The 25,063-nt window shown below is 71.3% G+C and carries 17 protein-coding genes and 2 pseudogenes; 5 read left to right on the top strand and 14 right to left on the bottom strand.

All coding sequences use genetic code 11. From position 1 onward, the window contains the following. Positions 1 to 32: 32 nt before the first annotated feature. The 3 genes from ADL03_RS50150 to ADL03_RS05085 form a co-directional block, all read right to left on the bottom strand. Positions 33 to 1,517 carry a sigma-70 family RNA polymerase sigma factor gene (locus ADL03_RS50150; RefSeq protein WP_053732195.1) on the bottom strand — a complete coding sequence of 495 codons (1,485 nt, stop codon included), beginning with the start codon at positions 1,515 to 1,517 and terminating at the stop codon, positions 33 to 35. A gap of 245 nt (positions 1,518 to 1,762) precedes the next feature. Further along, the gene (locus ADL03_RS05090) at positions 1,763 to 4,093 is read right to left on the bottom strand and encodes a tetratricopeptide repeat protein (protein ID WP_197288095.1); all 2,331 of its coding nucleotides are present in this window, start codon (positions 4,091 to 4,093) and stop codon (positions 1,763 to 1,765) included. A gap of 145 nt (positions 4,094 to 4,238) precedes the next feature. Then, a complete protein-coding gene (locus ADL03_RS05085; protein ID WP_053732282.1) occupies positions 4,239 to 5,531 on the bottom strand; it encodes an amino acid permease in 1,293 nt (430 codons plus the stop codon). Between the two features lie 253 nt (positions 5,532 to 5,784). On the opposite strand from ADL03_RS05085, the gene ADL03_RS05080 reads away from it, so the two are divergent. Then, positions 5,785 to 6,333: a hypothetical protein gene (locus tag ADL03_RS05080; RefSeq protein WP_157528001.1), complete on the top strand. Its 549-nt coding sequence runs from the start codon at positions 5,785 to 5,787 to the stop codon at positions 6,331 to 6,333. A 57-nt stretch (positions 6,334 to 6,390) separates the two neighbouring features. Here ADL03_RS05080 and ADL03_RS05075 read toward each other — a convergent pair whose 3' ends face one another. The 3 genes from ADL03_RS05075 to ADL03_RS05065 form a co-directional block, all read right to left on the bottom strand. Beyond that, complete coding sequence (locus tag ADL03_RS05075; RefSeq protein ID WP_053732192.1) at positions 6,391 to 7,824, bottom strand: phenylacetate--CoA ligase family protein; 1,434 nt, start codon at positions 7,822 to 7,824, stop codon at positions 6,391 to 6,393. Between the two features lie 153 nt (positions 7,825 to 7,977). Further along, entirely contained in the window at positions 7,978 to 9,072 is a 1,095-nt protein-coding gene (locus ADL03_RS05070; protein ID WP_157527998.1) for a CU044_5270 family protein, read from the bottom strand. Further along, positions 9,069 to 9,623, bottom strand: coding sequence for an RNA polymerase sigma factor (locus ADL03_RS05065; RefSeq protein WP_053732191.1), 555 nt, complete (start codon positions 9,621 to 9,623; stop codon positions 9,069 to 9,071). The genes ADL03_RS05070 and ADL03_RS05065 overlap by 4 nt, the downstream gene beginning before the upstream one ends. 212 nt (positions 9,624 to 9,835) lie before the next feature. Between ADL03_RS05065 and ADL03_RS05060 the strand changes: the two are divergent. Together ADL03_RS05060 and ADL03_RS05055 are read left to right on the top strand one after the other, a co-directional pair. Then, positions 9,836 to 12,403, top strand: a pseudogene (locus tag ADL03_RS05060) (GH92 family glycosyl hydrolase); the annotation flags it as partial. A 557-nt stretch (positions 12,404 to 12,960) separates the two neighbouring features. Next, positions 12,961 to 14,142, top strand: a complete 1,182-nt coding sequence (locus tag ADL03_RS05055; RefSeq protein ID WP_053732190.1) for an acetyl-CoA carboxylase biotin carboxylase subunit family protein — start codon at positions 12,961 to 12,963, stop codon at positions 14,140 to 14,142. 1 nt (position 14,143) lies between these two features. On the opposite strand, the gene ADL03_RS05050 is transcribed toward ADL03_RS05055, so the two are convergent. After that, positions 14,144 to 15,589, bottom strand: coding sequence for an MFS transporter (locus ADL03_RS05050; protein ID WP_231641535.1), 1,446 nt, complete (start codon positions 15,587 to 15,589; stop codon positions 14,144 to 14,146). A 53-nt stretch (positions 15,590 to 15,642) separates the two neighbouring features. On the opposite strand from ADL03_RS05050, the gene ADL03_RS05045 reads away from it, so the two are divergent. Continuing rightward, on the top strand, positions 15,643 to 16,362 hold the full coding sequence (locus ADL03_RS05045; RefSeq protein WP_053732188.1) for a TetR/AcrR family transcriptional regulator: 720 nt from the start codon (positions 15,643 to 15,645) through the stop codon (positions 16,360 to 16,362). A 72-nt stretch (positions 16,363 to 16,434) separates the two neighbouring features. Here the strand turns inward: ADL03_RS05045 and ADL03_RS05040 are convergent. From ADL03_RS05040 to ADL03_RS05030, 3 genes and pseudogenes are all read right to left on the bottom strand, one after another. Continuing rightward, positions 16,435 to 17,321 (bottom strand): annotated as a pseudogene (locus tag ADL03_RS05040) (IS982 family transposase). A gap of 63 nt (positions 17,322 to 17,384) precedes the next feature. After that, complete coding sequence (locus ADL03_RS05035) at positions 17,385 to 18,542, bottom strand: globin domain-containing protein (RefSeq protein ID WP_053732187.1); 1,158 nt, start codon at positions 18,540 to 18,542, stop codon at positions 17,385 to 17,387. Positions 18,543 to 18,760: 218 nt separating this feature from the next. Continuing rightward, positions 18,761 to 19,795: an NAD(P)-dependent alcohol dehydrogenase gene (locus ADL03_RS05030; RefSeq protein ID WP_053732186.1), complete on the bottom strand. Its 1,035-nt coding sequence runs from the start codon at positions 19,793 to 19,795 to the stop codon at positions 18,761 to 18,763. 89 nt (positions 19,796 to 19,884) lie between these two features. On the opposite strand from ADL03_RS05030, the gene ADL03_RS05025 reads away from it, so the two are divergent. Continuing rightward, positions 19,885 to 20,493, top strand: coding sequence for a TetR family transcriptional regulator (locus ADL03_RS05025; RefSeq protein ID WP_053732185.1), 609 nt, complete (start codon positions 19,885 to 19,887; stop codon positions 20,491 to 20,493). An 80-nt stretch (positions 20,494 to 20,573) separates the two neighbouring features. Here the strand turns inward: ADL03_RS05025 and ADL03_RS05020 are convergent, their stop codons facing one another. The 4 genes from ADL03_RS05020 to ADL03_RS05005 form a co-directional block, all read right to left on the bottom strand. Further along, the gene (locus tag ADL03_RS05020; RefSeq protein WP_053732184.1) at positions 20,574 to 20,927 is read right to left on the bottom strand and encodes a MerR family transcriptional regulator; all 354 of its coding nucleotides are present in this window, start codon (positions 20,925 to 20,927) and stop codon (positions 20,574 to 20,576) included. Positions 20,928 to 21,558: 631 nt separating this feature from the next. Next, positions 21,559 to 21,762, bottom strand: a complete 204-nt coding sequence (locus ADL03_RS05015; protein WP_053732183.1) for a cold-shock protein — start codon at positions 21,760 to 21,762, stop codon at positions 21,559 to 21,561. A 244-nt stretch (positions 21,763 to 22,006) separates the two neighbouring features. Then, positions 22,007 to 22,213, bottom strand: a complete 207-nt coding sequence (locus ADL03_RS05010) for a CsbD family protein (RefSeq protein ID WP_053732182.1) — start codon at positions 22,211 to 22,213, stop codon at positions 22,007 to 22,009. Between the two features lie 224 nt (positions 22,214 to 22,437). Next, positions 22,438 to 24,792, bottom strand: coding sequence for a transglycosylase domain-containing protein (locus ADL03_RS05005; RefSeq protein ID WP_063798469.1), 2,355 nt, complete (start codon positions 24,790 to 24,792; stop codon positions 22,438 to 22,440). Positions 24,793 to 25,063 lie beyond the last annotated feature (271 nt).

Raw genomic sequence — 25,063 nt, 5'->3', positions numbered from 1 at the left:
TCGCGCTTCGGAGTGGAATATCGGCCGCGCGGTCACTTCGACGTGATCGTCACCTGGATCCGCACCCGCAGCCCGGTGTCGGTCACCCCCGTGATCACACCGTCGGCCGCCTTGGGCCCGGCGTGCAACCGCAGGACGAACCTCACCGACCCCCCGGCGGCCACCGCGCCGGTGGAGCACGTCACCTGCCCCTTGCCCGCGGGGCAGCCGACCTCGCCGGCACCGGTCGATCCCGCACCGACGGTCTTGATCTCGTCGGGCAGCGTCAGCGTCAGCGAGACCGGCGCGGACGGGGCCGACCCGGTGTTGCTCACGGTGATGGTGACCGTGGTGGGTTGGCCGCCGGTGGGCATGCTGACGTCGGAGGGGGAGCTGAGCGCCAGCGACGGTGCCGCGGCGGGGGCGCCCTGCTCGGTGGTGCCGGGTGCGCCGGGGTCGACGGTGTTCGTGGCGCCGGTCTGGGCCGCTCCGGAGGTGGCCGTGGACGGGGCGCTGGCACCCGGCTGGGTGGTCGGCACGCCCGCCACGGTGGTGGTGGTGAGGCCGGCGGACGGTGTGGTCGACGCGGACGAGGTGGCCGGGGGAGCGGCGGGGGCGGCCCTGGGCGGGCTGAGCGGGGCGCTGACGCCCGCGGTCACGACGATCACGACCGCGGTGGACGCGGCGGCGACGGTGAACCAGGAGGAGGCGCCCGCGGAGGCCAGTGCGCCCGCCTTGCTGAAGCCGAGGTAGCCGGCGGCGGCGCCACCGAGCACGAGTGGTGCGACGACGGCACGCAGCGCGCCGTTGACGTCGGCCAGCTCGCCGGCGATCGCACGGCAGTCGGCGCAGCGGTCGAGGTGTGCGTCGAGCTGGATGGACTCGCGTGCGGACAGGCCGCCGCGGGTCCACGCGCCCAGCTTCGCGACCGTCGCGCGGCAGCGTTCCGAGGGGTCGCGCGCCACGTGGGCCTGCAGGTAGGCCCGGCGCAGGCCCTCGCGGGCGCGGTGGGCCATCGCGGAGACGCCGTTGGCGGACAGGCCGAGCAGCGGTCCGACCTCGCCGGGGGACTGGCCCTCGATCGCGGTGTGCCACAGCACGGTCTGCCAGCGCTCCGGCAGCGACGCGAACGCCGTGGCCGCCAGCGACTGGTTCAGCGAGGCGACCGCGGTGTCGCTGAACTGCACGCTCGTCGAACGGGTGGCGCCGGGCACCTCCTCGACGTCACCGACCAGCTCCAGGCGCTTGTCGCGGCGGGACTTGTCGTAGGCCGTGTGCCGCACCGCCGTCAGCAGGTACGGGCGGAACGACGCGTCGGGGCCACCGCCCGTGCGCAACGCCGCGAGCACCTTCGCGAACGCGTCGGAGACCAGGTCGTCGGCGTCGGCGGACGAGCCGGTCAGCTGCAGGGCGAGGTTGAGCGCCGCCCGCACGTGCCGTTCGTACAGGCGGCCGTACGCCTCGACCGTGCCCCCGCGGACCGCGTCGATCAGCTCCGCGTCCGAAGGCGGCCGAGGAGCGCCTTCCTCGTCGATCAAGCTTGCCGCCTATCTCCATGCCATGGGTGATAAGCGGACCTTATCGAGACACGTCAACACGAACAATCCACTCATCCGGACCAAATGCATTGAGAGTCCACAGTGGATGATTCCTGGACCGGTCGGCGACCATCGCGGCGGACCTCGCCGAAATCCACATCGCGGGACGTCGGTGCCGCCCCGAAGGCGGTCAGGACCGCTCAGGACAGGTCTTGTGACTCTGGTGCAACGGCCACCGATGTAGTTCAAGCGAGATCGAGAGCCAGTTTCGCCGCCATCCCGCGCACCGCCGGCGTGTCATAACGATCGCATTCCGCCAACGCGCGCACCCGCAACTCGCGGGCCTGAGCGGGGTCACCGGCCAGGTCGGCGAGCTCGGCCAGCCGCACCAGGATCTCGATGCGGTGGTCGGACAGCCGCGCCTCGTCCAGTGCCGACAGCAGGTGCTCCCGCGCCTCGGCGAGGCGGCCGGCGTCCATCAGCACCAGCCCGCGGTTGTGCCGCACCCGCGCGACCCCGGCGGTCGTGCCGTGCTCGGCGAACAACGCCTCGGCCTCGTCCAGCAGCCCCAGCGCCCCGTCCACCTCGCCCGCCGCCGCCAGGCTGGTCGCGAGCCGGATCAGCATCATCGACAGCAGCTCGTCGTCGCCGCCGGCCGCCCGGTGCTGCTCGACGCTGCGCCGCTGCACCGCGACCGCCTCGTCGAGCCGGCCGGCGTTGTGCAGCATGAGGCCCAGCAACGACAGCGCCAGGTTCTCGCCGATCGCGTACCCGGCCTTCTCGAACAACGCGACCGAGCGCCGTCCCAGCTCGACGGCCGACAGCGGCCGGCCGATGCGCCGCATGATGGCTGAGCCGTAGTACCACGTCCACGCCTGCGTGAGCGGGTCGTCCACCTCGATCGCCACGGCCTGTTCGTGCGCCGCCAACGCCTCCCGTGGCCGCCCGCACAACGCGTACTGCGCCCACGACAGGTAGTTCAACTGTTCCACGGTGTCCCGCGCGTTGCCCAACGCGCGCGCCGCGTCCGCTCCCGCGCCGAACACCTCACGCCACAGCTCGCCGACGCCGTGCAGGTCCGAGTACCAGTGCATCGCCTTGGCCAGTTCGAGCACCCGCTCGTGCTCGCCGAGCCGGACCGCCGAGCGCAGCGCGCCCCGCCAGTGCTCCAGCTCCGCGCTCAGCCACCGGCCGGCGGACTCCTTGTCGGGCAACAGCTCCGAGTGCTCCGGCGGGTGGTCGTGGTCGAACCGGCGGGCGGCGGCCGTGGCGACCGCGAGCAACGAGTGCCGCAGCCGGGTGGCCAGCTCCCCGACCACCTCGGGGTCCTCGTCGAGCTCGAGGCGTTCGGCGGCGAACACCCTCAGCAGGTCGTGCCGCCGGTACCGGCCGGGCGTCCCGCTGACGCCCAGCAGGCTCGCGCCGGCCAGCTCCTCCAACGCCTCCCCGGCGTGCTCCCCGGCGACCAGCGCGGCTAGCTCCGCGCTCGGGTCAGGCCCCGGCACCAGCGCCAGCCTGCGGAACAACGTCGCCGCGCCGGGGCTGAGCTGGTGGTAGGAGTTCTCGAACGCCGTGCGCACCTGCAGGTCGCCGGCCTTGAGCAGGGAGAGCCGCCGCCGCTCGTCGGCCAGCTGGGTCGCGAGGTGCTCGACCGTCCACTGTGGTCTGCTCGCCAGCCGGTTGCCCGCGATGAGCAACGCCAGCGGCATGCCGCCGCACAGCTCGGCCACGCGCACCGCCGCCTCCGGCTCGGCCGCGATCCGCTCACCCGCCACCGCGCGCAGCAACGCGACAGACTCCGGCGGCGGCAGCACGTCGAGCGCGAGCCGGTGCCGCGCGTTCAGGCCGGTAAGCGTGTTCCTGCTGGTCACGAGCACCATCGAGCCGGGGCTGGCCGCGAGCAGCGGCCGCACCTGGGCTTCGCCGGCGGCGTTGTCCAGCACCAGCAGCACCGTGCGGTCGCGCAACAACGAGTGGTACAACGAGAGCCGGTCGTCCCGGTCGGCGGGGATCTGGCGCTCGTCGACGTTGAACAACCGCAGCAACCGCCGTGCCGCCCGGTCCGGCGACAACGGCTCGGCGTCCATCCCGCGCAGGTCCAGGAACACGCAGCCGTGCGGGAACCGCGGGCCCAGCCGGTGCGCCGCGTCGACGGCGAGCGCCGTCTTGCCCGCCCCCGGCGGTCCGTGGAGCACCGCGACCTGCGGCACCGGCGACGACTCGGCCTCGCTCGCGAACCCGTCGACGGCCCGCTGCTCGGCCTCCCGCCCGGTCAGCGCCAGCAGCACCGGCGGCAGGCTCGCGGCCGGGAGGACCGCGGCGGGCGCCTCCGGCCGTCCCCGCGTCTGCGGCACCCGCCCGGCACGTGCGAGCGCCGCGAACTCCGCGGCCTCGTCGCCGCCCAGCCCGAGCCCGCCGACGAGCAGCTGCACGGTGCGCGGCTGCGGTGTGAGCGTCCGGCCGCGTTCCATGTCGCTGATCGCGCGCATGCTCAGCCCGGTGCGGGCCGCCAGTTCCTCCTGGGTCAGCGGAACGCGGGATCGGTAAAAGCGCAAGAAGTCCCCGAACGAGCTCACCGGGCCATGTTGCCACGGCCCGGAGGCTCCCCCGAGCATTTCAACGATGGCGTCGGAGCAATTGTTTTCGTGTTCGAATCGCCGTCCGACTCGAATAGGTCACGCCAGGTCCCACAAATAGCCGAATTCGTCCGGTGCGCACAGGTCACCGGTCGCGGATCACCGCCACGACGACCACCACCGCGGCCACGGCCAGGCTCAGCAGCAGCTGGGGCCGCGCGGCGTCGTCGAGCAGCATCCCGGCGAGCAGCACCACCAGCCCGCCGATCGTCGCCCACGTCAGGTACGGGTAGCCCCACATCCGCAACGTCAGCCGCTCCGGCGCCGTCGCCTCCACCTGCCTGCGCAACCGCAGCTGGGAGAACGCGATGACCAGCCACACGAACACCGCGATGGCGCCGGAGGAGTTGACCAGGAACAGGAACACCGTGTCCGGCCACAGGTAGTTCAGCACCACCGTGCCGAACCCGACGACCGTCGACACCAGCACCGCGGTCCTCGGCACCCCGGTGCCCCCGAGCCGCCGCCACGCCCGCGGCGCCTCCGCCCGCTGCGACAGCGAGTAGGCCATCCGCGAAGCCGTGTAGAGCCCGGAGTTGAGGCACGACAACACCGACGTGAGCACGACGACGTCCATGACCGTCGCCGCGCCCGGCAGCCCGATCCGTTCCAGCACCGCCACGTACGGCGACTTGGCCACGCCCGCGTCGTCCCACGGCAGCAACGTCACGACCACCGCGATCGACCCCAGGTAGAACACCAGGATCCGCCACACCACCGACTTCACCGCGGTGCGCACCGCCTGCTGCGGGTCCGCCGACTCACCCGCCGCGATCGTCGCGATCTCCGCGCCGAAGAAGGAGAACACCACCACGAGCATCGCCGCGAACACCGGGCTGCCGCCGTTGGGCAGGAACCCGCCGTGCCCGGTGAGGTTGCTCAGCCCCGGCGCCGCCACACCGGGCAGCAGCCCCGCGATCGCCGCGATGCCGACGAGCAGGAACACGCTGATCGCCGCGACCTTGATCGACGCGAACCAGAACTCGAACTCGCCGTACGACCGCACCGAGTAGAGGTTCGTCAGCGTCAGCAGCACCATCAGCACGAGCGCCCACACCCACTGCGGCACACCGGGCACCCACCGGTGCGTGATCGCCGCGCCCGCGGTCGCCTCGATGCCGATCACCACGACCCAGAACCACCAGTAGAGCCAGCCGATCGCGAACCCGGCCTTCCGCCCGAGCGCGCGTTCGGCGTAGGCGGAGAACGACCCGGTCTCCGGCGTGGCCGCGGACATCTCGCCGAGCATCCGCATGACCAGCACCACGAGCACGCCCGCGACCAGGTAGGACAGCAGCACACCCGGACCGGCCTGCCTGATCGCCGCGCCGCTGCCGACGAACAGCCCGGCACCGATCACGCCCGCGATCGCGATCATGCTGAGGTGCCGTCCGCGCAACGTCTGTGCGAGCTTCTGCTCTTCCACGCCGCCTCCGCTCCGTCGCCGTCCCCTCACTGTGGGGCAGCGCGGGCTCGGAGGGAATCGCCGATCTGGCGAATCGTGATCAGCGCAATCGCCACTTCGTCACGAGCGCTCATCGGTTCCCCGGTAACGCTCGCGCCTGTTCCAGCGACGGTCTGCTCGTCACCTCCACGAGATCGCAGGGACAACCGACATGTCTTGGAGCACGTTGGACGCGCTCGGATCCATCCTCGGGGGCACGTTCAGCGGATGTGCGTTCTTCGCCACGCTTTTCTTGCTGGCCAGGGAAGTTCGTCTGCGGCGAGCCGAACAGCAAGCGGCTCTGTTGCGGGAAGACGACGAAAACGCCAGGCAGGCAAGGCTCATCGTGTCGGCCATCACCAACGAGGCCTATCCGCTCAACGCCAACCTCATGGTGCTCGAGTTGGAGGGCACGATCTCCAACTACAGCGACATGCCGATCTTCAACTTGATCGTCCAGTTGGAGGATGTGGGTACCGGAGGTGACGGTTTCCGGATGCTGAAACCGGGTGAGTCCGTTCGCTCCGAGCTGCACGTACGGCGCCCCGCCGACAGCGGACCGGCGGACTTGTACCTGCCCCGGAAGATCGGGTTGAGCCTGCACTTCCTGGACGCCAACGGCCGACACTGGCACCGGAAGGGATCGGGGCAACCGCGCCGCGTGCTGAGTGGTGCACTTTCAGAGCGGGTGCCCATTGAGCGCTATCGGCCTGAGGGCCCCGCTGAGGCAACGTAGACCGCGAGCACCTGAAAGTGGGAGGTTGCCGACGGCGCCCCGCGAACAGCCACTTCGTCACGAGCGGCGGGTGTACCGGTGCTTCACGCCGACCGGGAAGTACTCCGGGTCGCCCGCCGGGCGCAGCACGACCTCGGGCAGCTGCCGTTCCACCGGCACGTAGTGCGCGAACTCGCTGTTCAACCGCACCAGCTGCGCCCGCACCGACTCCGCGATCGCACGGGCGTCCGCGACCGCCTCCGGCGCGACCTCGACGGTGAGCCGCAGCGTCCGGTCGCGGTCGGCGTCCTCGGCCGACTCGATCACGAACCTGCCGGTCACCGTGTCGCTGATGCCGGGCTGCTCCAGCCCGACCGCCACGTTCTCCGGGTACACGTTCGCCCCGAAGAACGACACCGTGAACAACGACCGCCCGAACACGTACACGAACGGCAGCGGAGGTCCGTCGGGCGGCGTGAACCCGTGTTCGGCGCAGAGTGCGAGCAGGTCGGCGTGCGGAAGAAGGCCGCCCTCGTCGCCGATCCGGTAGCGCAGCAACGGAATCCCGCCGTCCGCGGTGAACACCAGCGTGCCGTCGGACGTCTCGAAGAACCGGCTCGACGGGTCGTACTGCACGAGGGTCGGCAGGCGCGCGTCGCCGAACACCGCGCGGGCGAGGTCCGGCCGGTGGGCGAGGAACCGCCGGATGGCCACCGACAACGCCGTCTCGTTGCCCAGCACGCCCGCGTCGGCCGTTCCGTACAGCGCCGCGATGTCGCGCACCGGGTCCGCGATACCGGCTCGGGCCGCCACGAGGTCACGCCACTGCTCGCTGAACACCTCGCCGGCCAGCACGAGCTTCACCTGCAACGACGGCCAGTCGACGCCGGGTGAGTCGATGACGTCCTTCAGGAACGGCGGATAGCCCAGCAGCACCGTCTGGTCGAAGTGCGGCGCCAGCTCGGGCAGCACGCGCAGGATCTCGGCCTTGTTGTTGCCGGGCGCCACCACCGTGACCGGGCAGCCCTTCGCCGCGAGGTGCCGCACGCACGCCTGCGTGAACAGGCCACCGACCCACGTGCCCAACGGGAAGCACACCACCGCCAGCGTGCTGCGCTCGCCGGCGTGGAAGCCGTCGACGAGCACCTGCTCGAAGCGGCGGGCCACGTGCAGCTCGTCCTCCAGGGCACGCGGCCAGATCGTCGGCTGCCCGCTCGACCCGGACGACACCGCGACCAGGTCGCAGCCCGCCAGGGTGCCGTCGCGGCACAGCTCCGGCAGCGGGTGGCGCTGGTGGTAGGTGGCCTTGTCCGTGAACGGAAGCCGCTGGAAGTCCGCGAGGGTCCGCACCGACTCCGGCGCGATCCCGTTGGCCTCCAGGAACTTCCGGTACGCGGGCACGCTGCCGGCGGTGCGCTGGAACAGGTCGAGCACCCACGACTCCGGTTGCGGGGAGGCCGGTGCGAAGAACGTCTCGAACGCCCGGAGCACGCGGGCCTGCCGGTCACTCATGCGGCGACCCTTCCAGCCGGCGCCGGGTCGTGCCAACAGCCGGGACCGTGCTCAGTTGCACGGCCGGCCGCACCTCGCGCTCGACCTCGAACGCGCCCGCAAGATGACGGCGTGCCGGGACCCCCGAGCCCCGGCACGCCGTCGTCGTGGTGGTCAGCCGATGCTGTCGACGACCTCCGTCGTGATCGCCGTCGACTTCAGCACGGTGCCCTCCGGCAGCCACGGGTAGTCGCTCTCCGGCCCGGTCAGCGAGCGGTCACCGATGAACTCGCCGGTGTCGGGGGAGATGACCAGCTCGATGCGCTCGCGCCGGTCCGCCAGCGTGATCCCGACGCCGGTCCGGCCGTCCATGGTCACCTTCTGCGGGGAGACCGTGACGCCGTCGATCCGCGCGATCGCCCGGTACCACCCGGCGCGCACGTCGGCGGGCATCAGACCGGCCCTGAGGATCTCGGTGGCCGTGGCGAACATCGCCGTCGGCGTGGAACCTCGCTGGCTGGTGTGGGCGCGCAGCCACTCGTACAGGGCCGCCGGGTCGCGCGGCAGTGCGGCGTAGAACGCGGGGGAGTCCCAGTCGGACGGGTCACCGCAGACCTTGCGCGGCTGCGACTTCGGGAAGAAGTCACCGCACCGGCCCCTGCGGTCGCCGGAGTCGGTGTCCTGCCGCTGGTACGGCGCCTGCGACGGAGAGATGTTGCCGCCCAGCCACTTCGCGTCACCGATCTGCGTGCGGCGGTTCAGCCACTCCTGCGTCACGTCCGCCGGGATCCAAGTCTGGTACTTCAGCTCGACCGCGTAGGTGGCTCCCTTCAGCGGCTGCGGATCGTCCACAGAGGACCCGAACAGGATGCCGCGGGCGTACGTGCCGTGCTCGGTGATGAGCCGGTACCGGCCGGGCGCGACGGGCTGGTCGGCCGTCTTGATGTTGTTCGCCGCGTCGTCGAGCAGCTCCGCCGCGGACAGCAGTGCCACCTGCTGTTCCGAGACGGTCGGCGGCGCCGCGACCGGTGGTGCCGCGACCGGCGGTGCCTGCGACGGCGCGTCGGTGGCGCGCACGACGACCACGCCGCTGACGACGAGTGCCACCGCCGCGGCGGCGACGGTCACCGGTACCAGCCGGCGACGGCGCATCGGGACCACGTTGGTGGCAGCGGCCTCGACCACCCTGGCGCGCACGGCGTCGAGCGGCCGGGTGCTCGTCCTGTCCGCCCGGTGCAGCAGGTCGAGTGCTTCGTCCAAATCGGTCATGACGTCTCTCCCGTGAGCAGTGCCTGCAGTTTCGCGCGCACGCGGTGCAGGCGTGAGCGGACCGTGCTGGCAGGCAGGTTCAGCGCGGTCGCGACCTCGGACGGGTCCAGCCCCGCCCAGGACGTCAGCAGCACCAGGTCACGCTCCGGCGCGGACAGCCTGGCCAGGGCACGGGCGAGCTGGCGCTGGGCGTCGACCTGAGCGGCGACCTGCGCGTCGTGGCCGTGCGCGGTCTCGGCGTGCAGCCGTTCGGTCGCCCGGTACCCGCGCACTTCCGCGCGCACGTGGTTGCGCAGCAGGTTGGTCGCGATGCCGTACAGCCAGCCGCGCACCGGGGCCTGGGCCGGGTCGTAGTCCTTCCGTCTGCGCAGGGCGACGAGGAACGTCTCCGCGACCAGGTCGTCGGCCGTGTCGATGCCGACGCGGCCCGCCAGGTAGCCGCGCAGGGCCGGGGCATGGGTGTCGAAGAGCGCGGCGAAGGCGGTGGCCGGGTCCTCACCGTCGAGGTCCGGCCTGGTGCCGTCCACGGCGCGCTCCTTGGGCTTGGTCACACCGGTACTTGTCCGCGCCGGGCGGCAGCGTCCCGCTGTTGTGACCGGCGTCACTTCTTGATCGAGGGACCGACCGCGAACCTACCCGCGGCGGCAGGCGTGGGCCCGGTGAACCCGGCCGGGTGACGACCGGATGGGCGGCTGTGTCCGGAAAGGGTCAGGTCGGCGCGGACAACGTTGACAGCGCCCGGTGTCTGCGGAACGTTCCGATCATGCGCTGCAGCGGAGTGGTGGTGATGGCGGCCGCGCTCGTGCTCGCGGCGCCGGTGGTCGCGGCGGCCGCACCGGCGACGGCGCCCCCGCCGCTGGTCGCCGATCCGACCGCGTACGTGGACCCGTTCATCGGCACCGGCAAGGCCGCCGCGGCCGTCGGTGAGATCAACAACTTCCCCGGCCCCGCCGTGCCGTTCGGCATGGTGCAGTTCTCGCCGGACACGCTCGACTCCTACGCCGGCTACCAGTACCACGACGACCGGATCCGGGGTTTCAGCCTCACGCACGCCAGCGTCGGCTGCAGCGCGTTCGGTGACGTGCCGATCCTGCCGATCACCGGCGAGGTGGGGGAGCGGCCGTGGGACCGGACCGAGCACTACCGGCACACCGGCGAGCAGGGCGAACCCGGCTACTACGCGGTGACGCTGGAGGACTCGAACGTCCGGGCCGAGCTCACCGCGACCACCCGCACGGGGCTCGCGACGTTCACGCTGCCCGCCGACGGCCACGTCCTGGTCAAGGGCGGGGCCAGCCTGTCGGGCAACTCCGCGGCCGAGGTCACGGTCGAGAACGACACCACGATCACCGGCTCGGCGAGCACCGGTGGTTTCTGCGGCAAGCCCAACAGCTACACCGTCCACTACGCCATCACCTTCGACCGCCCGTTCACCGCCACCGGCACGTGGGACGGCACCGCGGTCACGCCGGGCGGCACCAGCGTGCGGGCGCCGAAAGCGGGCGCCTACCTGAGCTTCCCGGCGGGCCAGGTCAAGGCGAAGGTGGCGCTGTCGTACGTCGGCGTGGACGGCGCGAAGCGGAACATGGCGCAGGAGGTCCCGCACTGGGACGCCGGCCAGGTCCGCGCGGACACCAGGGCGAGGTGGCGCACCGAGCTGAGCAAGATCCGCGTCGCCGGCACGGACACCGGTGAGCTCAAGACCTTCTACACCGCGCTCTACCACTCGCTGATGCACCCCAACACGTTCAACGACGTGGACGGCCGCTACCCCGGCTTCGACGACGAGGTCCACACCCTGCCGGCCGGTCGCACCCAGTACGCCAACTTCTCCGACTGGGACACCTACCGCAGCCTGGCCCCGTTGCACGCCATGCTGTGGCCGCGTGAGGCGAGCGACATGGCGCAGTCGCTCGTCAACGACGCCGTGCAGGGCGGCTGGTGGCCGCGCTGGCCGCTGGCCAACGACTACACCGGGCAGATGACCGGCGACAGCTCGGTGCCGCTGATCGCGAACCTGCACGCCTACGGCGCCAGGGACTTCGACTTCGCGACCGCGCTGCGCTACCTGGTCAAGGGCGCGACCAGCGTCGACACCACCCCCGGCGCGTACCGGGAACGGCCGGGCATCACCGAGTACGTCCGGCGCGGCTACCTGCCCAACACCGACGTGGCGCGCGGTGACCACGCCAGGGTCGGCGCCTCGATCACGCTGGAGTGGTCGGTGGACGACTTCGCCATCGCCCAGCTCGCGAGGGCCGCCGGTGACCGCGCGACCGCCGCGGAGTTCACGAGACGCGGCCAGAACTGGCAGAACCTGTTCAACCCCGCCACCCGCCACGTCCAGCCGCGTGACGGCAGCGGCCGGTTCCCCGACGGCCCGGCGTGGCCACCGGCCGCGGGCGGGTTCGGCCAAGACGGCTTCGACGAGGGCAACGCGGTGCAGTACAGCTGGATGGTGCCGCACAACCCGGCCGGTCTGATCACCGCGATGGGCGGCCGGGACGCCGCTGCCGCGCGCCTGGACGCGTTCACCACCAAGCTCAACGCCGGCCCGTCCGAGCCGTACATGTGGGCCGGCAACGAACCGGCGTTCGGCATCCCGTGGCTCTACAACCACACCGGGCGCCCGTGGCGCACCCAGCAGGTGGTCCGGCAGATCATGACCACCCTGTTCAGCCCCACCCCCGACGGCGAGCCCGGCAACGACGACCTCGGCGCCCAGTCGTCCTGGTACGTCTGGGCCGCGCTCGGCCTGTACCCGGCCACGCCCGGTACCGCCGACCTCGCCGTGCACAGCCCGCTGTTCCCGCGCATCGTGCTCGACCTGCCGGGCCGCGACCTGACCATCAACGCCCCCAACGCTTCCGCGACCGCGATGTACGTGCACGACCTGGACCTCGACGGCCGCGACCACGAACGCACCGGCCTGCCCCGCACCCTCGTCGGCACGGGCGGCGTGCTCGACTTCGACCTGCGCACCACCCCGGACCGCGACTGGGCCACCGACGCGGACGAGGCGCCACCATCCTATCGCGACGGTGAGCACGACTTCCTCGCGAGTGCCGGCAGCATGGTCACCGTCCGGCCCGGCGGCACCGCGGACCTCACCGTGTCCGCGCTCCGGCTGGCCGGCGACGACCGGACGGTCAGCGTCACCGGCACGCCACCCGCCGGGATCACCGTCACCGGCCCGCCCCGGTTCCGGCTGGCCGACGGCCAGGCGCGGTTCCAGGTGAGCGCGACCGCACCCGAGGGCTACTACGACGTCCCGCTGACCATCACCGGCGCCCGCCGCACCGTCACCACGACGGTCACCGTCCTCGTCGCCCCGGAAGGCAGCCTGGTCACCCGCTACGACAACACCGGGATCGCCGACGACGGCGACAGGTCCCAGGCGAACCTCGACGGCGCCGGCAACAGCCACTCCCGCCAGGCGCTCGCCGACGCGGGTCTCACCGGCGGCGGTCAGGTCGAGGTCGGCGGCACCCGGTTCACGTGGCCCGCCGCCCCGCCCGGCCGTACGGACAACGTCACCGCGAACGGCCAGACCGTCGCGCTGCCCGGCGGGCCCACCCGGCTGGTGTTCGTCGGCGCGGCGAGCAACGGCGACCACCGCGGCACAGCCACCGTCACGTTCACCGACGGCACCACGGCCGAGGCCGACCTGTCGTTCGGGGACTGGGTGCTGCCCGGCGGCAGCACCACCGAGCCGGTCTTCGGCAACACCGTCGTGGCGCATCCGAGGTACCGCAACGTGGTGCGGGGCGGGACCGGGCCGGCGTTCGTCTTCGCGACCACCCCGTTCCAGGCGCCGGACGGCAAGGCGATCGCGAGCGTGACCCTGGCGAAGGACCGGCAGCTCCACGTGTTCGCCATCGGCACGGCATGAGGACGACGATCGTCGCGCTGCAGTCGAAGCAGCCGTTGACCGTCGCGCCCGCGGTGGCGTTCCCGCCGGACGAGTTCGACGTCGTCGTGCTGACCGACGGACCGGCGGCGGCGGTGCTGCGCGAGGACGTCACCGGCCCCGCGCCGCCGGTCACCCCGCTCGGCCGGGAGCGGTGGCTGGAACACCTCCTCGCGCTCGACGGCCCGGTCGAGGTCGTGACGAACGACGAGTACTGCCTGGCCGAATGCGCGCGGCTGCGGGAGGAGCTCGGACTGGCCGGTCGGCACCCCGGGCGGCCGGTCGCGTACCTGGACAAGGTCGTGATGAAGCGGCTGCTCGCGGCCGGTGGCGTGCGGGTGCCGCGGTTCCACGCCTTCGAACCGGTCGTCACGGCGGACGCCGCCGGACTGCTGATCGCGGAGATCGGACTGCCCGCGGTGGCGAAACCGCGGCAGGAGGCGAACTCCCGCGGCATCACGGTCCTGCGCACACCACAGGATCTTCGCGACTGGCTGACCGCGCACGACGGCGAGACCGGCTGGCAGGTCGACGAGTTCGTCGACGGCACCCTGCACCACGTCAACGGGCTGGTGCGGGACGGCCGGACCACCCCCGTGCAGGTGGGCCGGTACCTCGGACCGCTGCTCGGCCTGGACGCCGGGCGCGTCCTCGGCGGCGTGACCGAGGCGGAGTCCCCGTTCACCAGGGCCGCGCACGAGCTGAACAACCGCGTCGTGCGAGCGTTGGGCGACAAGGGGAGTTTCGTCGTGCACACCGAGTTCGCGGTGAACCGCGACGGCGAACCGGTGGTGCTGGAGGTCGCCGGCCGGGCGCCGGGAGCGTTGGTGTCGGAGCTGGCCCGGCTGCACGCCGGGGTCAACCTGGAGGTGGCCAACCTGAGGTTGCAGGCGGGCCTGCCGATCACGGAGCCGGTTCCGCAGGACGTCCAGGCGGCCTGGCTGTGGCCACCGGTCATGCCGGGCACGAGGTACCGCGAACCGGGCCCTGACCTCAGCGGTCTGCGCAGCCGGCACGAGGTCCACGTCCGCCGGGCTGCGGTGGAGGGCAACGACGGCGTCGTCGGGGTGCTCGGCGCGTCGGTGCTGCTGTGGCACCGCGACCCGGCGCAGCTCGCCGAGGACGTCGACCGCGCCCGTGCGCTGACCTGGTTCGTCTAACTCACGAACAGGCCTGGGACCGGCGCACGCGCAGGAACGCCCAGCCGACGAGAGCGGCGGACATGGCGGTGAGCAGGAGACCGCCGATCGTGACCGCCTGCTCGAACTGCGCGGTCTGCCCGGCGCTCCACCCCGGCTGGGCGATGCCACCGGCGAACAGCACGGCGAGCACCGTGCCGCTGACGGCGACACCGGCGGCGGAGGTGACCTGCGACGCGGTGTCGACGAGCGCGGCGCCGATCGACGTCCGGTTCTCCGGCAGTCCCTTCAGCACGGTCACACCGGCGACGGCGCCGACCACGCGGATACCGGCGGCGACCAGCACCAGTGCGACCGCGACCGGCACGTACCCCAGCCGGCCCAGCAGCGCGTAGACCGCGAGCCCGGCCACGACGCAGAGCCCGCCGGGCAACGCGGCCCGGTCCAGGCCCACCCGCCGCACGAAGCGGTTGACCAGCGGACCGCCGGCGATCAGGACGACGACCTGCGGCAGCATGCCCACCGCCGCGAGCGCGGGGGACCAGCCCCAGTCGAGCTGCAGCTGCAACGTCACGAGGTAGGTGAGACCGGCCGCCGCGAGCCCGGTCGCCGCCTTGTACGCGAGACCACCGGCGACCTGCGGCCGTGCGACGAGCTTGAGGTCGAGCAGCGGATGACGAGCCGTGCGCGCGCGAACCACGTACAGGACCGCGGCCACGACCGTCACGCCGACGGCAGCCCATGGCAGCCACGCCGCCGCGCCCTGCTCGACGAAGAACGTCGGCACGACCAGGACGAGCACGATCGTGGCGGTGCCGAGCACGCCGCCGAGGAGGTCGGAGGGGCCGCGGTGCAGCTCGGCCGCGGTGTCGGCCTCGACGCCGCGACCGATGCCGATCATCGCGAGCACCGCGATCGGGACGTTGACCAGCAGCAACGCCTGCCACGGCGCGGCGGTGAGCACGAAGCCGCCCAGCGGTGGGCCGACCGCGAGGCCGACCAGCCCGACCGTGGAGATCAGGGTCATCGCGCGGACGCGCAGGTCGTCGTCGCGGAACAGCCGGAACGCGAGCGCGATCGAGCCCGGCGTGGTCATCGCGGCCGCCACGCCCATCACCGAGCGGACGACGATGAGCCCGCTCACGGACGTGACGAAGACGGTCGCCAGGCTCGCGGCACCGAGCAGCGCCAGCCCGGCGAGCATCACGCGGCGTCGGCCGAACCGGTCCGCCACCGCACCGAACACCAGCATCAGGCCGCCGAACACGACCGCGTAGGAGTTCGACACCCACTGCAGCGCGGTCGTCGAGGCGTGCAGGTCGCGGCCGATCGTGGGCAGGGCGACGGTGAGGATCGAGTTGTCGAGCATCTCGAAGAGGAAGACGGCGGACAGCCCGGCGAGCGCGATCCACGCCTCGCGCAGGGAACCGGGGGAGCGCGGCAGCGGCCGCGCGATCGAGATTGACACGAACACTGTTCTACGGACGAACGGTGTTCGTGTCAACTGGTAGGCTGGGTGACATGAACCGGAAGAGCGGCGCGCGCGGAGCCTCCTCACGTGAGGAGTGGGCGACGCGGATCGCGGCACTGGAGCAGGAACCCGTGGCGCGCAAGGAGCCCATCACCGTCGACCGCATCGTCGGCACGGCGCTGCGGCTGGTCGAGACCGACGGGTACGCCGCGTTGACCATGCGCCGGGTCGCCGCCGCCCTCGGCACCGGACCGGCCTCGCTCTACGCGCACGTGCGCAACAAGGCCGAGCTGGACGACCTCCTCATCGGCACGCTGAGCCGGAACGTCGCGCTGCCCGCGCCGGACGCCGCGCGGTGGCGCGACCAGTTCGTCGACGTCTGCGGTCAGCTGCGCGAGGAGTTCCTCCGGTATCCGGGCATCGCGCAGGCCGCGCTGTCCGCCGCGCCGAACAACCTCGACACGCTGCGGATCACCGAGGGCATGCTCGCGATCCTGCTGGCCGGTGGCGTCGGCCCGCAGCAGGCGGCGTGGACGATCGACGCCGCGCTGCTGTACGTCAGCGCCTACACCGTGGAGGCGTCGTTGCGCCGTCACCCGGACCACGACGAGGACACCCGTGTCGTGGACCGGGCCGAGCTGGTGGCGCGGCTGCGGATGCTGCCGGTCAGCCGGTTTCCGCACACCGTCGAACACGCCGACAAGATCAACTCAGGCGAGGGCCACGAACGGTTCGACTTCGCCCTGCGGCTGCTGCTGCGAGGACTCTGACCCATCGCACTGGAAGCTCGCCGGGCACCCGTTCGAGGAACCCGCGCGTCTAGACGAGTAAGTCCTAACTGATCAGTGGTCGTAGGCGATCAGGGATCGGGTGATGGGCTGGCCGGTGGCGCGGTTGTGCCAGATCGCGGCGGTCAAAGCGAGCACGCGTTGGGCGATGCGGGCGGTGACGCCGTCGATGGTGCGGCCGCCGTGCAGTTCGAGGTCGAGCTGGCCTTTGAGGGTGTCGTTGACTGACTCGATCAGCTGCCGGACGGGTTTGAGCAGGTGCTGTGCGGGGTGCGGTTGCGATATGACGGGCGCAGCAGCCGGGCTCCGCGTTCGGCCAGGAACGTGTCCAGTTCGCGGGAGACTTAGCCCTTGTCGGCGATGATCAGCAGGCCGGGCCGGTCTGCCAGCACGGACGGGTCGTGGTCCAAGATCGCCATCAGCACCTGGCGTTCGTCGAGTTTCGGGTTGGCCAGTGCCCAGGTGATCGGCAGGCCGGCCGGGGTGCAGATCAGGTGCAGGCGCAGGCCCCAGAAGAACCGCGAGTGCGACGAGCAGTAGCCGTAGGCTGCCCAGCCGGCCAGTTCCGAGCGCTTGGTGGTCTCGCGGGAGCGGCCGCACTCGACCGGGGTGGAGTCCACGACCCAGGTCGCGTCGGTCCACAGATCGGTGTCGACGGCGAGCAGCCGGATGATTCGCTTGAGCAGCGGGACCGCGGTGTGCAGTCGTTTGTTGTAGCAGGATTGCTGTGGCAGGTAGGAGAAGGCGCCGGGCAGGTGGCGGGGCAGGAACCTCAGCCATCGGGCTTCGGAGCGGATGCCGAGCAGGGCTTGGGCGACGGCGAGGGTGAGCAGTTCGGCGTCGGTGAGCCGTGGTGGCCGGCCGGTCCGGGCGGGCCTGCCCAGGTGGTCATCGATCTTGACATAGAGTGCGGTCAGAAGGGTGTTCAGGTCGGTCCTCACAAACTGATCTTGAACACCCTTCGTCTATGTCCAGACACCGCCACGACTTAGGGACTTACTCGTCTAGAGCATTCCGGGACCGAACACCTCGTACCTGATGTCGTCGGCGGCGATCCCGCGGCGCAGCAGCCCGGCGCGGACGTCGCGCATGAACGCGATCGGGCCGCACAGGTAGGCGACCACGCCGGGCGGCAGCGGGATCGCGTCGACGTCGATCCGGCCGGCCTGGCCGCCTTCGTCGCCGTTCTCGTACCAGGTGAGCCGGCGGTGTCCCGCGAGGCGGGCGTGCTCGGCGCGGTGTGCGTGCCGGTCGGCCGAGAGCTCGGCATGCGCGGTGACGACCGTGCGGGCCGGTTGGGTGGTGTGCAGGTGGTCGAGCATGGACAGCATCGGGGTGATGCCGATGCCCGCGCTGATCAGCGCCACCGGGCGGTCGCCCGGTTCGAGCGTGACCTCACCGGCCGGCGGGCCGAGGAGCACGGTGTCGTCGGCGTGCACGTGGTCGTGCAGGAAGCCTGACACCGCACCGTCCGGGGCGCCGTCCGCACCGTGCACCCGCCGCACGGTGATGCGCAGCTCGCCGCGGCCGGGCGCCTGGGACAGCGAGTACTGGCGTGGCTGGCGCTGTCCGCCGGGCAGGTCGACGGCCACGGACACGTACTGCCCCGGCTGGAACGCCGGCACCGGGCCGCCGTCGTCGGGGACGAGCGTGAAGGACACCGTGTCGACGGCTTCCTCATCGCGCTTGGCCACGCGCCAGGGCCGCCAGAGCGTGTCCGGGGTGACGCCCGCTGCCTGGAACAGGCGTGCCTCGGCGGCGATCAGCGAGACGGCGAACAGCCAGTAGACCTCGTCCCACGCGGCCGCGACCTCCGGCGTGACGGCGTCGCCGAGCACCGTGGCGACCGCACCGATGAGGTGCTTGCCGACGATCGGGTACTGCTCCGGCCGCACACCGAGCGAAACGTGCTTGTGGGCGATGCGTTCGGCGATCGGCCCGAACGGCGTGCCGTCGAGGAGGTGCTGTGCGTACGCGATGACCGCCGACGCCAGCGCGACCTGCTGCTTGCCACTGGCCTGGTTGCCCTGGTTGAACAGGTTCAGCAGCTCGGGGTGCGCGGCGAACATCGACGGGTAGAACTCGGCGGTGATCTCGGTGGCGTGGTCGCGGACCACGGGCAGCGTCGCACGCACGACGGCAGCGGAAGCAGGGGACAGCACGGGTGGCTCCTCGGGGACGGCCTGGGCGGCCGATCAGCTCGGCCGCACGTCGAGCCTGCGTGATCGGGTGCGGGCGGTGCAGGTGGGAAGGTCGCCTCCACGAAAGGACCTTGGTCCCTGGTGTGCGCGGACCCGTCAACCGCTTCGGCCGCAACGGGAAGCGGGTCCGGCACCGGACCCCGCGCTGCCCGCCGTTCCGCACCGCTGCCCTGCGAACGTCAGGACAGGTCGGCCAGGTCGAGCACGAAGCGGTAGCGCACGTCGTTGCGGGACAGGCGGTCGAGGGCGGTGTTCACCTCGCTCGACGGGAGCACCTCGACGTCGGCGGTGATGCCGTGGGTGGCGCAGAACTCCAGCATCGCGGCGGTCGAGGCGCGGCCGCCGCTGCCCGCCGAGCTGAGCTTCTTGCGGCCGACGAGCAGGTCGAGCGCCTCGACCGTCACGGGGCCGAGGTGGCCGACCTGGCTGAGCGTGCCGTCCATGGCGACGAGCCCGAGGTAGGGGCCGAGGTCGTGGGCGACGGGGATGGTGTCGATCAGGACGTCGAACCGGTCGCGGGCCGCGGCCAGCTGGGCCGGATCGGAGGAGACGACCAGGTCGTGGGCGCCGAGCCGGGCCGCGTCCGCCGCGCGGTCCGCCGACCGGCTGACCACCGCGACCTCCGCGCCCATGGCCGCGGCGAACTTGACCGCGAGGTGGCCCAGCCCGCCCAGCCCGCTCACCGCGACACGGGTGCCCGGCCCGACACCGAGTGCCCGCAACGGTTCCCACACGGTGATCCCGGCGCACAGCAACGGCGCCGCCGCGGCCGGGTCCAGCCCGGGCGGCAGGGGATGGGCGAACCGGTCGCGGACCACGTACTCCCGCGAGAAGCCGCCCAGCGTCGTCGAGCCGTCGTGGCGGTCGGTGCCGCCGTAGGTCAGGGTGGGGAACTCGCGGCAGAAGTTCTCCTGGTCCGCCAAGCACATCGGGCACGTGCCGCACGAGTCGACGATGTTGCCGACGGCGACCGGGTCACCGACGCGGAAGCCGGTCACGTCCTCGCCGGTCGCGCTCACCACGCCGGTGAACTCGTGGCCGGGCACGAGCAGGTCCGCGCCGCTGTGGGCGCGCAGGGAGTGCAGGTCGGTGTGGCAGACCCCGCAGAAGTCCACGCGCACGGCGATGTCGTCGCGGCGCAGCTCACGGCGGTGGATCGGGGTCTCCCGCAGCGTGCCGGGACCGCGGGTGCCCCAGCCGGTGGTCGTCCGCATGACTCTCCTTCAAACAGACTGTTCGGTCTATTTGAAGCTAGCTCCGCTGACGGGAGAAAGCAAACCAACCGTTCTGTAGGCTTCGGGGCATGTCCGACCAGCGGCTGACCGCCCGCGGCGCGGCCACGTGGCAGCGCATCATCGACGTCGCCACCCGCGAGTTCGCGGAGCACGGCATCGCCGGTGCCCGCATCGAGCGGATCGTCGCTGCGGCGCAGACCAACAAAGCCCAGCTCTACGCCTACTTCGGCAACAAGGAGGGGCTGTTCGACGCGATCTTCTTCGGATCGCTGGAACGGATCGTCAACGTCGTCCCCATCGACGCCGCGGACCTGGCGGACTGGGCCGTGCGCCTCTACGACGAGTACCTGCGGCGTCCGGACCTCATCCGGCTCGCCACCTGGGCGCGGCTGGAACGACGGCCCACCGGACATCTCGTCGCCGACGTCGACCGGCTCGACGCGAGCAAGCTGCGGGCCATCGAGCAGGCGCAGGCGGCGGGGCTGGTGCGTGCCGGCGACCCGTTCGACCTGATGGCACTGGTCATCGCCATGTCGATGGCGTGGTCACCGGTCAGCAATGTCTACGCGGCCAGCGCCGACGAACCCGCCAACGTCCATGAGCGGCGCAGGGAGCTCCTGCGCGACAGCGTGCGACGTGCGGTGGCGCCCGACCAGGGGGCCGCCACCACGACGTGAGGCGGCCGCATCGGGTTCACGGGCGAGCTGACCTGCGAACACCGGCGGCTGTCGCGTGGACGGCCCCGGTGCGGACGCGGTCAGACAGCGGTCATCGGGTCGGGCGGGGACCCGGCGTTGTGGCCGCGGGCCTCTTCGAGCTGGTCTTCGAGGGTGACGATGCGGCAGGCCGCGTCCAGGCCGATGCCCTCGTCGAGCAGCGTGCGGACGCGGGCGGCCAGGCGCAGCTGCTGGCGGGAGTACCGGCGGTGGCCGCCGGCGGAGCGCTGCGGCTCGATGAGCTTCGCCTCGTCGAGGCTGCGCAGGAAGGCCGCACTGGTGTTGAGCATCTCCGCGGCGCGGCCCATGGTGTAGGCGGGGTAGTGGTCGTCGTCGAACTTCTCGGCCGCACTCCGCGGCTCGCCGGAGTCCGGCCGGGGTGTCTCTGGGGTCATCGCGCCTCCGCATCACGAGGGGCCCCGGTGCTGAGCACCGGGGCCCCAAGGGTTAGTGGGTCCACTTCCATCAACCGACCGTGAGATCGGGTTCCTGTGTCCGCGTGGCCCGCCTGAGCGGGAGGTGCGGGGATCGTTGCTTGTGCTTAACCGAAGACCACCTGCCAATCTCGATGGAACTTGCGGTACCCGCCCGGCGGAGTTCAGCCGGAGACGAGCGATCCGATGGCGTGCAACCCTTCCCTTCTCCTCTGGTGCTGACTGACTCTTGCTGTTCGACTTCCACTTGCTCGACCGGCCGGCAGGTCGAGCGTCGCCGGCCGGTCACGATCGTCCGCGGGGAGCTCGTACTGCTGATCAGCTCCGGCGTGCCCGACCGTCTTGCCTCATCTCACGGGTAGTTCGTCATCTCCCGTGCCGATACGACGTTCTCTCTCTTACGACGTGCAGAAGACTACACACAGCCAGGCGCAAATGTCTACTCCCGCCACTGGAGATTTCCTCGAACGAGTGACGCACGTGCGGTGTGACGTGGCGTGAACAGCACAAAGCCCGGCCAGGTTGTCACCTGGCCGGGCTTCGGAAGTCCGTCCGAACGAGCCGCTGGCGAACCAGCGACCGGCTGGGGGAACTAGGCGGGGACGACGTTCTCCGCCTGCGGGCCCTTCTGGCCCTGCGTGATCTCGAAGGAGACCTTCTGGCCCTCCTGGAGCTCACGGTAGCCCTGGGCGGCGATGTTCGAGTAGTGGACGAACACGTCGGCGCCGCCACCGTCCTGCTCGATGAAGCCGAAGCCCTTTTCAGTGTTGAACCACTTGACGGTTCCGGTGGCCATGTGTTCTCCAACCATGAATCGGCACCCGCACCGTGCGGAGCCGGAGTGATCGGTCATGGCCCACGGAGACGTTGAACAGCAAAAAGCCCGTGATCCGCGATCACGGGCGAGAAGTACTTCGGAACCATGACTGATGGGATCAGCTTACACGAAAAAAATCTTCTGCCAAATCGGACGCGGCGCCGGCCCGTCGCCCGCGCACGAACAGCCGGGACGCCCCTTGTGGACGTCCCGGCTCACAGCGCTACTTCTTGAGGTGCTTCGCGACGTCGTCCACGATCCCGCCGACCGCGTCCTTCACCTTCTCGACACCGTCCTTGAGCGCGGCCTTGGCCTGGTCGGCACGCCCCTCGTCGGCGAGCCGCTCGTCGCCGACGGTCTCGCCGGTGACCTCCTTGGCCTTGCCGCCCAGCTCCTCCGCCTTGTTGCCGATCTTGTCCGACAGCGACATCGCGTCCTCCCGAGTCGAGTTCCAGGTGCACTGTGGACACCCGTCGTGACGGGAATGTCACGCCCCGATCGGGTGAAAGCCGAGTGGGAACCGTTACCTGCCGGAGCACCCGTGACGGTCCACTGTGCCCGGTGACGCAGGCCGCGCCGTGCTCACGCCTCCACTTCGGCGACGGTGAGCACGGCGCGGCCGCTACCTCGACGGGATCCCTTCCCGGCCCGGGCTCACCGCCCCGGCGGACCGGACGGCGGACCGGTGGGTGGACCGGTGGGAGGTCCGGTGGTCGGCGGCTGGGACTCCGCGGTCGCGGGCGGCACCGGGTTCGGTGGCGGCGTGCTCGGCGCGGGCGCCACCGGGTCCGGTGTCCGCGTGCCAGGGGCGGGCGGGGTCGCGGCCTGGGGCGTGCCGCTGGTCCCGGGGTCGGGAGCCCTGTTCTGCCCGTCACCGCGCCGGTAGCGGTCCTCGATCGGCGGCAGGGGCTTCTCCGGCAGGCCGGCGTGCACCTTCATCATCGCGTCGAACCAGGTGGCCGCGGGCGCCGTGCCGCCGTAGATGTTGCCCTCGGGGCACAGCCTCGGCGGTCCGGAGCTGATGCAGATGCCCTGCGGCGAGGTGCTGTCGTTGAACACCTGCACGGCACCGGCGTAGTCGGGCGTGGCGCCGATGTAGGCCGCGGACTTGTACTCCTCGGTCGTGCCGGTCTTGCCCATCATCGGACGCGTCCAGCCGGCCTGGCGCGCGGTGTACGCGGCGGTGCCCATGCCCTTGCTGTCCTCGCTGAGGCCGTTGGCCAGCGCGTTCGCCACCGGTTCCGGCAGGGCCTGCTCGCACGGCGGCTTGGTCAGCTGCAGGGTCTTGCCGTCGCGGTCGATGACGCGGCGCACCGGGGTCGGCTTGCACCACGTGCCACCGCTCATGATCGTCGCGGCGACGTTGGCGAGCTCCAGGGTGCTCGACGGTGCGGGGCCGAGGGTGAACGAGGCGTTGCCGTTGGACTTGTAGAACTCCGCCTGGGTCATGCGCAGGTCCTTCGCCGCCTTGGGGTCCGGCGGGACACCGGCGATGTTCGTCGCCATCGTCTTGCGCATGCCGAGCCGGGAGGCCATGTCCACGACCGAGTCGAGGCCGATCTTCTCCTCCAGGATCACGAACGCCGTGTTCGGCGACGTCGCGAGCGCCTGGCGCAGCGGCATCTGCGGCGGGTAGCGGTCGTTGTGGTTGTTCAGGCAGTACCAGTAGGTGTTCGGCTCACCGGCGCCGGGGCAGGACGCCGCGCCGCCCTTGAACACCCGCGAGGTGTAGGAGTTGGGGGAGGCGATCACCGTGTCGATGCCGAACCCCTTCTCCAGCGCGGCGGCCGCGGTGAAGACCTTGTACACCGATCCGGTGCCGAACTTGTTCTCCACCCCGCTCGGCAGGTCGAACTGGGTCTGGAACTGGTCCTTCTTGAGGCCGTAGTCGCGGTTGGCCACCAGCGCCACGACCTCGTGCGCGTCCTTGCCGGGCTTCACGATCGCCATCGTGTTGGCCACACCGGGCGTCTCCTTGGGTGCCTGCCGCTCGACGGCCTGCTTCGCCTGCTCGGTGATCTTCGGGTCGAGCGTGGTCTCCACCCGGTACCCGCCGATCTTGAGCTGCTCCAGGTCGAAACCGGCCTCGGCCAGGTACTCCACGAGGAACGAGCAGAAGAACCCGTGCGACGGCCCCGCGCCGACACAGCCGGTCTGCAGCGGGCGGACGGGGTTCTGGAGCCCGAGCGGCGAGGCCTTGTACCGGTCCGCGTCCTCCTGGGACAGCTTCCCGTCGTGGACCATCGCGTCGATCACGGTGTTCCTGCGCTGCGTCGCCTTGTCCGGCCGCGCCTCGGGGTCGAGGAAGGTCGGGCTGTTCACCATGCCGGCGAGGGTGGCGGCCTGGGGGATCGTCAGCTTGTCCGGCGTCGTGTCGAAGTAGGCCTGTGCGGCCGCACCGATGCCGAAGATCGTCCCGCCGAACGGCACGAGGTCCAGGTAGCGCGCGAGGATCTCATCCTTGCTCAGCGCCGTCTCCAGGCCGACCGCGATCCGCGCCTCGCGCAGCTTGCGGGTGATGCTCTGCTCCTGGGCGTCCTGCTGCGCCGTCTTGTTGTTGCGGGCGATCACGTGCACCAGGTAGTTCTTCACGTACTGCTGGGTCAGCGTGGACGCGCCCTGCTCCACCCCGCCGCTCGCGTTGTTGCGCGCGGCGGCGCGCAGGGTCGCGAGCCAGTCGACGCCGTTGTGCTCGTAGAACCGGCGGTCCTCGATCGCGAACAACGCGGTCTTCATGTGCGGTGAGATCTTGTCCGGCGGCGTGCGCACCCGGTACTGGTCGTACAGGTAGGCGATCGGCGCCCCGTCCTTGTCCACCACGGTCGTCATCAGTGGCGGGTCGTTGTTCAGCATCAGCGCCAATGTGGACTTCACCTGATCGCTGATCTTGTTCGACACCGTTCCGAGCGTTCCCGCGGCGGGGAAGATGAGGCCGGCGACCAGAACGCCGGCCACCAGGCACAGCCCGGTGAGCTTGCCGACGCACGACGCGATCCGCTTGCGGTCCACGGTCGAACTCCCCTCGCTGATACGGCTTCCGACGGTTACCCGCCGCACCGGTCATCAGGCGCCCGGATCGAATGAACCCCGGTCACGAACTTGGTCACCGAGCGTGCTTCTACAGCGGTCTGTCCACCCGCTCGTGTCAACAAGCGGGTGTCCGGTTTTTCCGTTCCTGACACGGGTAGCTGGCCTGCAGACGATTCACGCACGGGGAGGAAACCAATGCCGTCGCATTCATGTGCTGGCCTTCGTTTTGTTCGCACCGCTGCGATCGCGT

It is taken from the genome of Nocardia sp. NRRL S-836 (genome assembly GCF_001279525.1).
Taxonomy (GTDB): Bacteria; Actinomycetota; Actinomycetes; order Mycobacteriales; family Pseudonocardiaceae; genus Lentzea.
This window is presented reverse-complemented; position numbering and strand designations above follow the sequence as displayed.

What these genes read in the sequence shown, in the direction of transcription:
- ADL03_RS05045 (WP_053732188.1), top strand. Translation starts at nt 15,643, where the DNA reads ATGAACCGGAAGAGCGGCGCGCGCGGAGCCTCCTCACGTGAGGAGTGG.
- ADL03_RS05015 (WP_053732183.1), bottom strand. Translation starts at nt 21,762, where the DNA reads ATGGCCACCGGAACCGTCAAGTGGTTCAACACTGAAAAGGGCTTCGGC.
- ADL03_RS05055 (WP_053732190.1), top strand. Translation starts at nt 12,961, where the DNA reads ATGAGGACGACGATCGTCGCGCTGCAGTCGAAGCAGCCGTTGACCGTC.
- ADL03_RS05020 (WP_053732184.1), bottom strand. Translation starts at nt 20,927, where the DNA reads ATGACCCCAGAGACACCCCGGCCGGACTCCGGCGAGCCGCGGAGTGCG.
- ADL03_RS05030 (WP_053732186.1), bottom strand. Translation starts at nt 19,795, where the DNA reads ATGCGGACGACCACCGGCTGGGGCACCCGCGGTCCCGGCACGCTGCGG.
- ADL03_RS05075 (WP_053732192.1), bottom strand. Translation starts at nt 7,824, where the DNA reads ATGAGTGACCGGCAGGCCCGCGTGCTCCGGGCGTTCGAGACGTTCTTC.
- ADL03_RS05025 (WP_053732185.1), top strand. Translation starts at nt 19,885, where the DNA reads ATGTCCGACCAGCGGCTGACCGCCCGCGGCGCGGCCACGTGGCAGCGC.
- ADL03_RS05085 (WP_053732282.1), bottom strand. Translation starts at nt 5,531, where the DNA reads ATGATCGCGATCGCGGGCGTGATCGGTGCCGGGCTGTTCGTCGGCAGC.
- ADL03_RS05010 (WP_053732182.1), bottom strand. Translation starts at nt 22,213, where the DNA reads ATGTCGCTGTCGGACAAGATCGGCAACAAGGCGGAGGAGCTGGGCGGC.
- ADL03_RS05070 (WP_157527998.1), bottom strand. Translation starts at nt 9,072, where the DNA reads ATGACCGATTTGGACGAAGCACTCGACCTGCTGCACCGGGCGGACAGG.